A 12,130-nucleotide genomic window follows, 5' to 3' on the forward strand; every position below is an offset into this window, starting at 1 on the left:
GCTCGATCGCGTGCAACCGGCTTATTTGCGCCTGATAAGCGCCTGGGCGGCATCCGCGATTGCCGACGGAGCCATGCCGAATTCATCGAGAAGGAACTCAGCCGAACCGGTCGGAGCATAGACGCCCGGAACGCCCAGGCGCTTCATCGGAACGGGGGCATTGTCGACCACCACCTCGGCGACTGCGGAGCCTAGCCCGCCGAAAATCGAATGCTCTTCTGCCGTCACGATCGCTCCGGTTTCATTGGCAGCGGCAATGATGGCATCCTCGTCTATAGGGCGAACCGTCGCGAAGTTGAGAACCCTGGCCCCAATGCCACGTTCCGTGAGGATTTCGGCGGCTTTCAGCATACGGTGAGTCAATGTGCCGTTCGCAATGAGCGTGACGTCGGAACCTTCGCGCAGGAGATTTGCCTTGCCAAGCTTGAACTTGTGACCTTCCGCAAGAAGGTCGGGCACGCCCACGCGCGAAAGCCGGAGGAAGCATGGCCCGTCGTAGGTCGCCGCCCACTCGACGGCCGCTGCGGTCTCGATGCGGTCGCAGGGCGCGATCACAGGAAGGTTCGGCAGGACCCGCGTCCATGCGAAATCCTCGATCGAGTGATGGGTCGGCCCGAGCTCGCCATATGCCATTCCAGAGGAGATGCCCACGAGCTTAACATTCGCGTTCGAGTAAGAGATGTCCGCCTTGATCTGTTCAAGCGATCGTCCAGTCAGGAACGGAGAGGCGCCGCAGACGTATGGTAGGTGCCCGCCGTTGGCCAGGCCTGCTCCAACGCCGACCATGTTCTGTTCCGCAATTCCGACATTGATCAGGCGCTCCGGAAATTTCGACCTGAAGCCGCCAAGCTTCGACGAGCCTACCGAGTCATTGCAGACCGCTACAACTTTCTCGTTCTCGGTCGCCAGGCGTTCGAGCGTCGCTGCGAACGCGTCACGGCAGTCGTAAAGCTTGGGTGCGTTTACTGACGCGTTCATTACAGTGCCTCCGACAGTTCTGCCACTGCGATTTCGTATTGTTCCTTGTTCGGAACCTTGTGATGCCAGTCGACACGATCCTGCATGAATGAGATTCCTTGTCCCTTGTTCGTGTGCGCGACAATGCAATGCGGGCGGTCGCCTCGATGTTCGAGCGCAGGAACGATCTCGTGCATATTGTTACCGTCAATCTCGGACACCTCCCAACCGAATGCTTCTAGTTTCGGTCGAAGTGGGGCGATGTCGTTGGTGTCGGCAAGTGCCGCACCCTGTTGGAACCTGTTGTGGTCGACGATCAACGTCAGGTTATCCAGCTTGAATTGGACGGCTGCCATGATTGCCTCCCAGTTGGACCCCTCCTGCATCTCCCCGTCGCCGGTGACAACGTACGTATGATACATCGCGCCGGAGAGCTTGGCGGCCTTCGCCATGCCCACCGAAACCGGCAGACCATGGCCGAGCGGACCGGTATTCGTTTCGACGCCTGGAACCTTGTTGCAGTTGGGATGTCCATTCAGTCTCGAGTGCGGCTGCAAAAAGGTGGATATCTCCTCTTCGGGAATAAAACCGCGCTTTGCCAGGGTTACGTACAGGGCGCACGCCGTATGCCCCTTGGAAAGGACGAACCTGTCTCGATCGGGATGCTTCGGCTGGTCCGGCCAGACTTTCAGGACGCGGAAGTAAAGGGCCGTGAGGAGGTCGATGACCGACATCTCACCGCCGATATGGCCGGCGCCTGCTTCAAAAACTGCCCGAAGATCGCGCAATCGGATCTCGCGAGCGAGGCGCTCAAGTTCTGTGGTATCCATTGATTCCTCGTGTGCATAATTATTCACTTATCAATATTTTTGCACATGACATCGTTTAGTCAAGCCCCTAGCGCGAACATCTCAAACCATTGACGCGGACAATCGCTGTTGACAGCCGCAAACCAACTTGTTAATGAATTTTCCAACGGGTGTGAATAATTATTCTTACCTGCACGAATATTGGCTACCAGCTAGACCCAGGGAGGAACGATGGTGGCGCTCGACATCAATGAACAGAGGCTTTCATCCGGCACCTGGCTGAGCAAGCTCAAGGGTGCCACCGGTCCGCTCGTGGGACTGCTCGCGCTTTGCATCTTCCTGAGCTTCAGCACGGACGCGTTTCTCTCGGTTCGAAACGGCCTCAATATTCTCGATCAGATCACCGTCCTTGGCATCATGGCGGTGGGTATGACCTTCGTCATCCTCATCGGCGGCATTGACCTGTCGGTCGGCTCGGTTCTTGCCCTTGCGATGATGGTCATGGGCTGGACCGCCAACATCGCCGGCCTTCCGCTTCCCGTCGGGATCGCTTTCGGTCTGATCGCATCCGCCGTTTCGGGGTTGATCGTAGGCCTGCTGGTAACGCAGTTCAGGGTTCCGGCGTTCATCGCCACTCTGGCCATGATGTCCGCGGCTCGCGGCGTCGCAAATATGATCACGGACGGTCAGCAGATCGTGGGGTTCCCTGACTGGTTCATGATGCTCGCAATCGATCGCCATTTCGGTGTGCTGACGGCCACCGTCTTTCTGATGCTTGCCGTCGTCCTTGCCGCTTGGCTATTCCTGCACTTTCGTTCCGAAGGTCGAATGCTCTACGCCGTGGGCGGGAATCCGGAGGTCGCGCGTCTGGCGGGCATCAACGTCCAGCTCGTGACGATCGGCGTCTATGTGATCAGCGCAGTCCTTGCAGGACTAGCCGGCATCGTGCTCGCGGCCCGCCTGGACTCGGTCCAGCCGTCCAGTGGCTTTGGCTATGAGTTGGACACCATCGCTGCGGTCGTCATCGGCGGGACTTCGCTCTCTGGCGGCGCCGGCGGGATCGGGGGAACGCTCATCGGTGTTCTCATCATCGGCGTCCTTCGCAACGGTCTCAATCTTCTCAATGTCTCGCCGTTCCTTCAGCAGGTGATCATCGGCATCGTCATCGTGCTTGCGGTCGGCGCGGAGACAATTCGTCGGCGTCGCGCCTGACGAGCGGCCGCCGAGTTGGCGCGCTCCACGAATTCCGCCCCCAAGGGTTGGGGCGGATCAACACCCCGAGGGGGAGGAATGACCCGAGGGTTCCATCAAACAACGGAGGAATTAAAATGAAAATTGCGCGCACCATGCTCGCGTCTGCCGCACTACTTGGTCTCACGCTCGGTCCTGTACATGCGGCGGAGCTGAAGAAGCTCGGCCTGGCCGTTGCCAACCTTCAGGCAAACTTCTTCAATCAGATCAAGCAGTCCGTCGAGGACGAAGCCAAGAAGCATGGCATCGAAGTCGTCACGGTCGACGCGAAGGGCGACGGACCGACGCAGGTCAACCAGATCCAGGACCTTTTGACCCAGAACATCGACGCACTGATCTACATTCCGGCGGGTGCGGCCGCAGCGACCGTTCCGGTCAAGCTTGCCAAGAATGCCGGCGTTCCGGTGGTGAACGTTGACCGAAACGCCGACGGAGCGCCCGGCGACACCTTCCTTGCAACGGATTCCGTCGCCTCCGCCAAGGCCGTTTGCGACTACATTCTGAAGCAAGCCGGCGGCAAGGGCAAAATGGTGATCATCCATGGCCAGAAGGGGACGACCCCCGAGGTCGACCGCTCCAAGGGATGCGCTGAATCCCTCAAGGCCAATCCGGACGTGAAGGTTGTTGCCGAGCAGTACTCGAACATATGGAGCCAGGACGAAGGATTCCAGATCATGCAGAACATGCTCCAGGCAAACCCCGACGTCTCGATCGTATTTGCCCAAGCCGACGCACTCGCACTTGGCGCCGCGCAGGCAATCAAAGTCGCCAATCCCTCCCAGAAGATCGTGGTGGGCGGCTTCGACGGCGATACAGCAGCCCTCGAAGCGCTCAGCAAGGGGGTCTTCGACGTGACTGCAACGCAGCAAACGCAGAAGATGGGACGCGACGCGGTCGCAAACGCCGCCAAGCTCGTCGCCGGAGAGAAGGTACCGCCGGTACAGCTCTTGGATGCCACGTTGACGACCAAGGAAAACGTCGCAGGTTTCATCGCCAGCCACCCGTAACAAAGTCGAGGTCTTGAGGAGGTGTGCCGTGACTGATCCGGTTCTTTCCCTGAGGGGCATATCGAAGCGATATGGGCCGCTCAAGGTTCTGAGAAATGTCAGCCTTGACGTCTATCCGGGCGAAGTCGTTGCACTTCTGGGTGAGAACGGAGCGGGCAAGTCAACGCTCTCCGGCATCATCGCCGGGTCACGCACGCCATCCGAAGGATCAATGACATGGCTGGGACAGCCTTATGCCCCGGCCACCCCAAGGGAGGCGATCGACAAGGGTGTCGTCCTGATCCACCAGGAGCTGCAACTCCTTCCGCAGCTTTCCATTGCAGAAAACGTCTTCATCGGACGCTGGCCCACGAAGAACGGCGTCGTCGACCGCGCCCAGATGGTTCGCCGCGCAACGCAGCAGCTCGCTCGCCTGAACCTTCATATACCAGCAACGCGGAAAGTCGCCGGCCTTTCAACCGCAAATCAGCAGCTCATCGAAATCGCGAAAGCGCTGGCTCTCAATGCAAAGCTCCTGATACTGGACGAGCCGACCGCAGCACTCGGTGGCGCGGAGACGGAAGCTCTTTTCGAACAGGTCCGAAAGCTTCGATCCGAAGGCGTTGGCATCATCTACATCTCCCACCGCATGGAGGAGATCAGGCAGATTACCGACCGGATCGTCGTGCTTCGCGACGGTGAGCGCGTGCAGGAATTCGCCGACAGCGCGACGCCCGTGCGCACGATTGTCGAGAGCATGGTCGGACGTTCGCTCGACCGTCTGTTCCCGACCCTGCCCGTTCCGTCGGACCATACTGTACTTGAGGTGTCGGGGCTCAGTTCTCCGGACAATTCGTTCCGCGACGTTACCTTCGACGTGAAGGCAGGCGAAATCCTTGGAATTGCCGGACTGGTCGGCGCCGGCCGCACCGAACTTGTGCGCGCCATTTCGGGAGCGGATCCGATCGGTGCAGGCTCGATCAAGCTGGAAGGCGAAGAACTGCGGCTCCGTGATCCTGCCGACGCGATCGCCAAAGGCATCGTAATGGTTCCGGAAGATCGCAAGGACCAGGGACTGGTGGTCGAGCACCGGATCGGAGAGAACATCATCTACGCCAATCTTGACATGTTGGGTGGGCATTGGATCACACCGCGCGTCAAGCGCTCGTTCGCGCAGAAGGCGGTTGCCAAGTTCGGCGTCAAGGGTCGTGCGGAGCAGTATGCGTCGGACCTGTCCGGCGGCAACCAGCAGAAGGTCGTCATCGCGAAATGGCTCATGCGCAATCCCAAGGTCGTGGTCCTCGACGAACCCACGAGAGGCATCGACGTCGGCGCCCGAGCGGGCATCTACGAGATCATCGTCAATCTTGCGAAACAGGGCGTGGCGGTCATCGTCGTGAGCTCGGACCTCGAGGAAGTTCTCGGCGTCTCAAATCGCATTCTCGTGCTTGCCCAGGGCAAGCAGGCCGGCATTCTCAATCGTGACCAGGCAAACGACGTCTCGGTCATGGAGCTCGCTACAATCTAAATAGACAGAGAAAGGAAGAGCGGTGTCCGACATCACTCTGAACGCCCCGAAGCTTTTCGATCTCAGCGGCCAGGTTGCCATCGTGACCGGAGCCGGAAGTGGGATTGGGCAGCGCATTGCCATGGGTCTTGCACAGTGCGGCGCCGACGTCGCGCTGCTCGACCGTCGAACTGACGACGGACTGGCCAACACCGCTAGATACATTCAGGGCGCAGGCCGCCGTTCTCTCCAGATCGCGGCGGACGTCACGAGCAAGTATTCCCTTGCAGATGCGGTCACACGCACCGAGGCGGAGCTCGGCGCACTGACGCTTGCCGTCAACGCCGCAGGTATTGCCAACGCCAACCCGGCGGAAGAGATGGAAGAGGATCAGTACCAGACGTTGATGGACATTAACCTGAAAGGGGTCTTCCTTTCATGCCAGGCCGAGGCCCGTGCCATGTTGAAGAACGGACGCGGGTCGATCGTCAATATTGCGTCCATGTCCGGCGTGATCGTCAACCGGGGACTGAGCCAGGCGCACTATAACGCTTCCAAGGCCGGCGTAATCCATATGTCGAAGTCCATGGCGATGGAATGGGTCGGCCGTGGCATCCGCGTCAACACGATCTCGCCCGGATACACGGCGACGCCGATGAACACGCGTCCCGAGATGGTCCATCAGACCAAGCTCTTTGAAGAGCAGACGCCGATGCAGCGCATGGCAGCGGTCGACGAGATGGTCGGTCCGGCGGTGTTCCTGCTGTCGAACGCGGCAAGTTTCGTGACAGGCGTCGATCTGCTTGTCGACGGCGGTTTCTGCTGCTGGTGATGCCATGCGAAAGCTGATTGCCGGCAACTAGAAAATACACGGTCTCGCTTCCTCCCTGGCCGAGATCGAGGCGCTGAAGGGACTTACGAGCGAGGCGGCGTGCGACATCGTCGTCCGCTCGCCCTTCACGCCGATCGAGAACCCGCAAAGCGCACCCGAAGGGTTAGACCGCGATTACCGGGGCCCGACACCGCAAGCGAAAGGCGTCGGGCGCCTGCACCACAGGCGGCCACTGCGGTTCACAAGCCAAGATCATTTCGGCAGCCGCTTGAAGCAGCATGACGCAACAGGAACTGCCGGCTCTGCGGCCGACGCCCGATATCGCCTGGCAACGGGAAAGGAAGAGAAATGAAACGCTTCGAAAACAAGACCGTCGTCATCACCGGAGCCAGCCGCGGAATCGGCGCAGCGATCGCCAAGCGGTTTGCGAGAGAAGGCGCCAATCTCGTGGTTTCAGCAAACGAAGAGTCGGTCCATGCAGTCGCCGAGCAAATCAAAACCGATGCCGGCAATGCTATCTCCTTCGTCGGAGACGTCACCGACAAAGCCAGCGTGAAGGCTCTCTATGACGCAGCGGAGAAAGCTTACGGCACGGTCGACGTGTCGATCCAGAACGCCGGCGTCATCACCATCGCCCGGATCGAAGACATGACGGAAGGCGAGTGGGACAGGGTCATGGCCGTCAACACCAAGGGCGTCTTCTTGTGCGCGCAGGAAGCAATTCTGCGCATGCGCAGGCTGGGACGCGGCGGCCGCATCATCAACACCGCCTCCGGCCAGGCGCGCGACGGCTTCATCTACACCCCACACTACGCCGCTTCAAAAATGGGCGTCGTCGGGATCACCCAGAGCCTTGCCAAGGAAGTCGCGACCGAAAACATCACCGTCAATGCCTTCTGCCCCGGTATCATCGAAACGGACATGTGGGCCTATAACGATCAGGCCTGGGGCAAACTCCTCGGCAATTACGGCCCCGGAGAACTGATGAAAGAGTGGATCGAGGGGATTCCCATGAAGCGGGCAGGATCTGGCGAAGATGTCGCCGGTCTCGTCACCTTCCTTGCCAGCGACGATGCTGCCTATATTACCGGCCAGACGATCAACGTCGATGGCGGCCTGATCATGTCGTAGCTTCATTCGATAATGAGGAACGGTGCGTTCACCGCGAAAAACAGATTCTCGATGGGCAGCAGCTGGCAGCCTCTTGCAGAATACGGCATTGATCCTCTATGTTACACGCGTTCTCAGGGCGGGGTGCAATTCCCCACCGGCGGTATCGAGGCAACTCGGAGCCCGCGAGCGCCTTCGTGGAAGCGGAGGGTCAGCAGATCCGGTGAGATGCCGGAGCCGACGGTTACAGTCCGGATGGAAGAGAGCAATGCAGCGGACGCCGCCTCATGAGCGGCGTTTCCTATGCTTGTTCGCCCAAGGGAAAATGGTGGCTTTGACAGGCCATGCGCGCCGCTCACGACGGCTAACCCTTGAAAGGCATGAAAATGGCAATTTCCAAAATCGACGATGCGGTCGCCGCTATTGCGCGAGGCGATATCGTCGTCGTTGTCGATGACCGTGACCGGGAAAACGAAGGCGATCTCGTGATCGCGTCGGAGGCCGTCACTCCGCAAGCAATCGCGTTCATGATGAACCACGCCCGCGGCCTTATCTGCGTTGCGATGGAAGGCGACAGGCTCGACGAACTCGATATTCCTTTGATGGTTCCACGCAACACCGAAGTGCTGAAGACGGCCTTCACCGTCTCCGTGGACTACATTCCCGAAACGACGACTGGAATATCGGCCGCCGACAGGGCTGCCACCGTTCAAGCACTCGTCAGAACAGGCTCTCGCCCAGAGGATTTTGCCCGGCCAGGTCATATCTTTCCGCTCCGAGCCCACCCGAACGGCGTTCTTTCCCGCCCTGGCCACACCGAAGCAGCGGTGGATCTCGCCAAGCTTGCCGGTCTGTCCCCGTCCGGGGTGATCTGCGAGGTGGCCAACGACGACGGCACGATGGCACGCCTTCCCGAACTCGAGCGGTTTTCTGAACGGCATGGCCTCCATCTGATCACCATCGAAGACTTGATCGCATACAGGGCAGCCAGTGTTCCCGTTAAGGCAGCCTGAAATCCGGTTGCCCGTTTAGGTTTGAGCGGTCTTTCTCCCCTAGCCGCTCGAACCTGGTCCGGCGCTTGCGATCTTGCGATGAACGATGCGAGCTAATCGCTCATCGAAAGGCGGGTGAACGCGTGGCTGCGGCCCGCACAGTCGAAAAAACTTACATAGATTGTGTGCTTCGCCATTCGACAACATCCGCGCTTTGAACCCAGATGGTTTCCTCTTCGCCAGCGCGGCCATGCTCCAATTTATATGTGGCGACCTCGCCGAAGGTGTCGGCATATGCCAGCAGGCGCTCCAGCGACGCGTCGGGCGGCGACGCTACTCGTTCCAAAGCCTCGCGCGTCACGATCACGAGCCAGTTTGCCGCGATGTCGGTCATTGGGATATGGCCGTTTTCATTGGTGACGAACGGCGGCATGTTCGGGCGCATTTTAAGCGACATTGATTTTCCTCGGTCGAACGACGGGATGTCTCTGGTGCGGCTCGACGTCCTTCTGAGCTACCTTGTGCCAGTGATCGGTGGAAAGATCGCGCTGGCGATCAGCACCGCATCATCAAGTTGGATTTCACGAGCGCAGGCTTCGGAGCAATGCGGGGTCCTGCTTAAAGCCGTCGATCTCATTCTGGGCCCTAAAATACGCCTCTCTCCAAAGCCTGTAGCGAACCGGATCCCTTTGGGGATCATACGGATTGTCACCCAGCAACTTTCCAGTTTTTGGCGCTAGCGCGCCCATGTTTTCAGCTTGCCAGTCGTCCAGTTCCCTTCTGCTGCCTTCAAACATCGTCCATTTCCTCGTAATCAAAGCCTGCGCTAGTTCTGCCGCCGCATGATCGAGCCTCGCCTTTGAGCAAGGCGTTAATGAACAATAGAACGGAGCTTCGTCGGAAGACCTTGGATCGCGAAGCGATGAAGCGGTGAACCTGCAAAGGCCGTCTCCATTTTCCGAGACTTCCCGAATTGCCGATCAAGTTCATTGGCAAGGTTGGTGGGATCCGTCATTCCCTGTTGAAAGAGGCGGATCATCAGCTTGGCTGCTGCATTGAAAGGTCGAGGCGGTTCGATAAGAATATCGTCTGTATAGCCAGCATCACTCAGCACCTGCTGCAGCATGCCGAGGTCTTTGCTCGTCAGATATTTCGTAGAAAATTCGGAAGACATCAGGCCCTCCTTTCGGTCGGGGCAAGAGCATGGCGGCCCTCAAACAGCAGCCCCCGTGATGATGACTGCTGGAGGCGGGAACCATGCGCTGCCACCAGAAGCAAAGCAAATGAAATCTTTCGAAGATGCTAAAATACAACCGACCGGCAAGCGGGCCGCATTTGCCCGACCAGCCGCAATGGAAACGCGACGTAGATACCGGGCAGAGGACCTTAATCGCGATCCGCCATCGACAGAGTCTCGACGGTTCCCACTCACGTCATTTCGATACCGAGGCAGCAGCCGGCGAGGCGCTAATGAACCGCCGACGAAGACCCGCGTTCACGCGTGTTGCCACCTACGATAACCGTCAACAACCGTTGTCCTCTCATCAGGAGCGACCTGATAATAGCGATACCATTCACCGACGGCCCGCCAGAGCACGGCAAAATCGGGTTCCCGCACCAGTCTTTGCAGCATGATTGATCTCGCATTCATGAGACCAAATGCTAAGTCGGGCGGAATTTTCTTCAACGGAAGAAGGTGCTATTCAGCGCGAATGACCTGGACGTCAGGCGAGCCTGCAAACAGCCTGCATGCGCACGAGGCTCAGTGCCTTTGACGGTCCGTCGCAGCCGCAGCCTTTCTCAACTGTGGCTCGCTTTGCGCGGATTCTCGATTGCGTCATCCTCGCTTTGGGCGCGGGCAGCCTGGAAAGACGTCGCCGGATGATCATCCGCCGGATCTCCCGGCAAAGAAAATGCGAGTTCAAATATCAGGCCGCTGGTCCCGTAGGTGGAAAGGCTTTTTGCCTGGTATTTTGCCGGGAATGCCTTTTCGATCAGCACTGAGCCGAACCCTCTAGCGTTCGGCCGAGTAACCTCGGGGCCCCCTGATTCCTGCCAAGTCAGCAGAACCCGCCGGTCCTTGAGGGTCCAGTTAATGACAATACGGCCCTCGTCGGTGCTGAGCGCGCCGTATTTCATCGCGTTCGTGCCGAGCTCGTGCACGACCAGCGACAGGGCCAGCGTGAGTTCCGCCGGTAGAGAAACCTGTGGACCTGTTACTTCCATTCGGCTGGCATCGACCTCATGGTGGGGGCGCAGCGACTTTCGGATCGTCTCGGACATATCCGCCGAATGGGCCTCTCTTGTGAGAATGAGGTCGTAGGCTCCTGCCAGCGCCGTTAGCCTTTCGGAGAACACGGCATAGCGCGACGGATCGCTCTTCGCAAAACTCTGTCGGGCGATCGCCTGCACCAGAGCGTAGCCGTTCTTGACTCTGTGGGCCATCTCCCGCGACAGCAGGTCTCTTTCGTCCTCTGCCTCCTTCGCTTGCCGGTGCCGGGCGTCCAGTTCGTCGAGGAGACTGTCCAGTGTCGCACCCACAGCACCGAGTTCATCTTTCGCCGGATTCATTCCCGTGCGCACGTCGGTTCTGCCGGCGCGCCAGTCTCCCATCACGCGAGCTATGTGGTGGATCGGCCTCACGATGAACCGGTTGCCTATGAGAACGGCGGCCAGAAAGGCGAGCAGTGCGCCGCCGAGGATGGACAGCGCGTTGACTTCCGTCGCTCGGTTGATCGGTGCGAATGCCTCTTCCTTCGAGATGCTGGCGCCGATGTAGAGCGGGTTGTTTGGAAGCTTGATCGGGCGATATCCAAGGATCCGTTCGATTCCGTCCTGCCCAGTAACCTCGATGATACCTGGTAAATCCGCATAGATCAGGTGTTGAAAGGCAGCAGGTATGGCGGTTCCGACAAAACGCTCGGGATTTGGCACGCGTGCCAGTATCGTCCCCTTGCTGTCGGCGATCGTAATGGCATTGCCACCCTCTACGCCGCGTTCTGCGATCCTGTCTTGCAGCCATTCCAAGCGTAGGCCCGTCACCAGCACACGTTGGGCGACCCCCTCTTTCATCAGCGGCATCGCTACCGGAAGGACTGCACCCTTCGACATCCGGCTGTCGGTGTAGGTGCCGACGACAAACCGGCCTGACGCCAGGGCTTGCCTGAAGTAGTCCCGATCCGCGAACCGGACGCCGCTCGGCGGCTCGACGCTGCCGCAGACAGGATGCCCCTTCAAGTCGGTCACAAAAATCGTGCGAATATTGGACACGCTCGAGGCAACCGACCGAAGGGCCCGATCGCAAGCCGCCGCGTCGAGATCCTGGATGGCTGGCATTGAGGCAACGGCGACAAGAAGGCCATGCAGCCCTTCGATGATTCGTTCGACTTCGGAAGCCGCCAGGCGTGCGGCCTGCGCAGCATTGCCCCTGATTTCCTCGTTGCGCTGAAGGCGTGTCTCTACTTCGTTATAAACGAGCATCGCGACAACTGGCGCTAGCGCCGCAACCGCGACTGCAACGAGCTTCAGTCTCATTCTTCCGCCCTTTGGATCGCAAGGATCCGTTCCCCAACCAGGTTTCGATAGCATGACTATTCAGCCCTGACTATCCATGTGTGTCATTCCTACACTGGATCGCCCTTCATGCCAGAACGGAGCCAAAGGACCATGAATGAGACACCTTAGTT

Annotated in this window: 12 protein-coding genes and 1 riboswitch; of the genes, 6 read left to right on the top strand and 6 right to left on the bottom strand. The window is 59.1% G+C overall.

The annotated features are described in order from the left end of the window. Positions 1-21 precede the first annotated feature (21 nt). Positions 22-978, bottom strand: a complete 957-nt coding sequence (locus RGR602_RS32035; protein ID WP_040115961.1) for a transketolase family protein — start codon at positions 976-978, stop codon at positions 22-24. Then, complete coding sequence (locus RGR602_RS32040; RefSeq protein ID WP_040115962.1) at positions 978-1,787, bottom strand: transketolase; 810 nt, start codon at positions 1,785-1,787, stop codon at positions 978-980. Before RGR602_RS32040 ends, RGR602_RS32035 begins: the two co-directional genes overlap by 1 nt. Positions 1,788-1,997: 210 nt before the next feature. Between RGR602_RS32040 and RGR602_RS32045 the strand changes: the two genes are divergently transcribed. The 6 genes from RGR602_RS32045 to ribB all read left to right on the top strand — a co-directional run bounded on the left by RGR602_RS32045 (position 1,998) and on the right by ribB (position 8,465). Next, complete coding sequence (locus tag RGR602_RS32045) at positions 1,998-2,978, top strand: ABC transporter permease (RefSeq protein ID WP_040115963.1); 981 nt, start codon at positions 1,998-2,000, stop codon at positions 2,976-2,978. Positions 2,979-3,094: 116 nt separating this feature from the next. After that, on the top strand, positions 3,095-4,024 hold the full coding sequence (locus tag RGR602_RS32050) for a sugar ABC transporter substrate-binding protein (RefSeq protein WP_040115964.1): 930 nt from the start codon (positions 3,095-3,097) through the stop codon (positions 4,022-4,024). 28 nt (positions 4,025-4,052) lie between these two features. Next, positions 4,053-5,531, top strand: a complete 1,479-nt coding sequence (locus tag RGR602_RS32055; protein ID WP_040115965.1) for a sugar ABC transporter ATP-binding protein — start codon at positions 4,053-4,055, stop codon at positions 5,529-5,531. 22 nt (positions 5,532-5,553) lie between these two features. Further along, positions 5,554-6,342: an SDR family oxidoreductase gene (locus RGR602_RS32060; protein WP_040115966.1), complete on the top strand. Its 789-nt coding sequence runs from the start codon at positions 5,554-5,556 to the stop codon at positions 6,340-6,342. Between the two features lie 348 nt (positions 6,343-6,690). Next, positions 6,691-7,473 carry a glucose 1-dehydrogenase gene (locus RGR602_RS32065; protein WP_040115967.1) on the top strand — a complete coding sequence of 261 codons (783 nt, stop codon included), beginning with the start codon at positions 6,691-6,693 and terminating at the stop codon, positions 7,471-7,473. 105 nt (positions 7,474-7,578) lie between these two features. Beyond that, positions 7,579-7,723, top strand: a riboswitch (FMN riboswitch). Between the two features lie 115 nt (positions 7,724-7,838). Next, positions 7,839-8,465, top strand: coding sequence for a 3,4-dihydroxy-2-butanone-4-phosphate synthase (gene ribB, locus RGR602_RS32070; protein WP_040116673.1), 627 nt, complete (start codon positions 7,839-7,841; stop codon positions 8,463-8,465). A gap of 151 nt (positions 8,466-8,616) precedes the next feature. Here the strand turns inward: ribB and RGR602_RS32075 are convergent, their stop codons facing one another. The 4 genes from RGR602_RS32075 to RGR602_RS32090 all read right to left on the bottom strand — a co-directional run bounded on the left by RGR602_RS32075 (position 8,617) and on the right by RGR602_RS32090 (position 11,978). After that, positions 8,617-8,901 (bottom strand): hypothetical protein, encoded by a 285-nt coding sequence (locus RGR602_RS32075; RefSeq protein ID WP_040115968.1) that lies wholly within the window; start codon positions 8,899-8,901, stop codon positions 8,617-8,619. Positions 8,902-9,025: 124 nt separating this feature from the next. Next, positions 9,026-9,241 (bottom strand): hypothetical protein, encoded by a 216-nt coding sequence (locus RGR602_RS32080; protein WP_040115969.1) that lies wholly within the window; start codon positions 9,239-9,241, stop codon positions 9,026-9,028. A gap of 74 nt (positions 9,242-9,315) precedes the next feature. Next, positions 9,316-9,618, bottom strand: a complete 303-nt coding sequence (locus tag RGR602_RS32085) for a hypothetical protein (RefSeq protein ID WP_040115970.1) — start codon at positions 9,616-9,618, stop codon at positions 9,316-9,318. A 626-nt stretch (positions 9,619-10,244) separates the two neighbouring features. Then, positions 10,245-11,978, bottom strand: a complete 1,734-nt coding sequence (locus RGR602_RS32090; protein WP_063856027.1) for a sensor histidine kinase — start codon at positions 11,976-11,978, stop codon at positions 10,245-10,247. Positions 11,979-12,130: the final 152 nt, after the last annotated feature.

This window comes from Rhizobium gallicum bv. gallicum R602sp (assembly GCF_000816845.1).
GTDB lineage: Bacteria > Pseudomonadota > Alphaproteobacteria > Rhizobiales > Rhizobiaceae > Rhizobium > Rhizobium gallicum.

Bases quoted from the DNA above. Each gene is read 5' to 3' on its own strand.
- RGR602_RS32035 (WP_040115961.1), bottom strand. From the start codon at position 978: ATGAACGCGTCAGTAAACGCACCCAAGCTTTACGACTGCCGTGACGCG.
- RGR602_RS32040 (WP_040115962.1), bottom strand. From the start codon at position 1,787: ATGGATACCACAGAACTTGAGCGCCTCGCTCGCGAGATCCGATTGCGC.
- RGR602_RS32045 (WP_040115963.1), top strand. From the start codon at position 1,998: ATGGTGGCGCTCGACATCAATGAACAGAGGCTTTCATCCGGCACCTGG.
- RGR602_RS32050 (WP_040115964.1), top strand. From the start codon at position 3,095: ATGAAAATTGCGCGCACCATGCTCGCGTCTGCCGCACTACTTGGTCTC.
- RGR602_RS32065 (WP_040115967.1), top strand. From the start codon at position 6,691: ATGAAACGCTTCGAAAACAAGACCGTCGTCATCACCGGAGCCAGCCGC.
- ribB (WP_040116673.1), top strand. From the start codon at position 7,839: ATGGCAATTTCCAAAATCGACGATGCGGTCGCCGCTATTGCGCGAGGC.
- RGR602_RS32075 (WP_040115968.1), bottom strand. From the start codon at position 8,901: ATGTCGCTTAAAATGCGCCCGAACATGCCGCCGTTCGTCACCAATGAA.
- RGR602_RS32080 (WP_040115969.1), bottom strand. From the start codon at position 9,241: ATGTTTGAAGGCAGCAGAAGGGAACTGGACGACTGGCAAGCTGAAAAC.
- RGR602_RS32085 (WP_040115970.1), bottom strand. From the start codon at position 9,618: ATGTCTTCCGAATTTTCTACGAAATATCTGACGAGCAAAGACCTCGGC.
- RGR602_RS32090 (WP_063856027.1), bottom strand. From the start codon at position 11,978: ATGAGACTGAAGCTCGTTGCAGTCGCGGTTGCGGCGCTAGCGCCAGTT.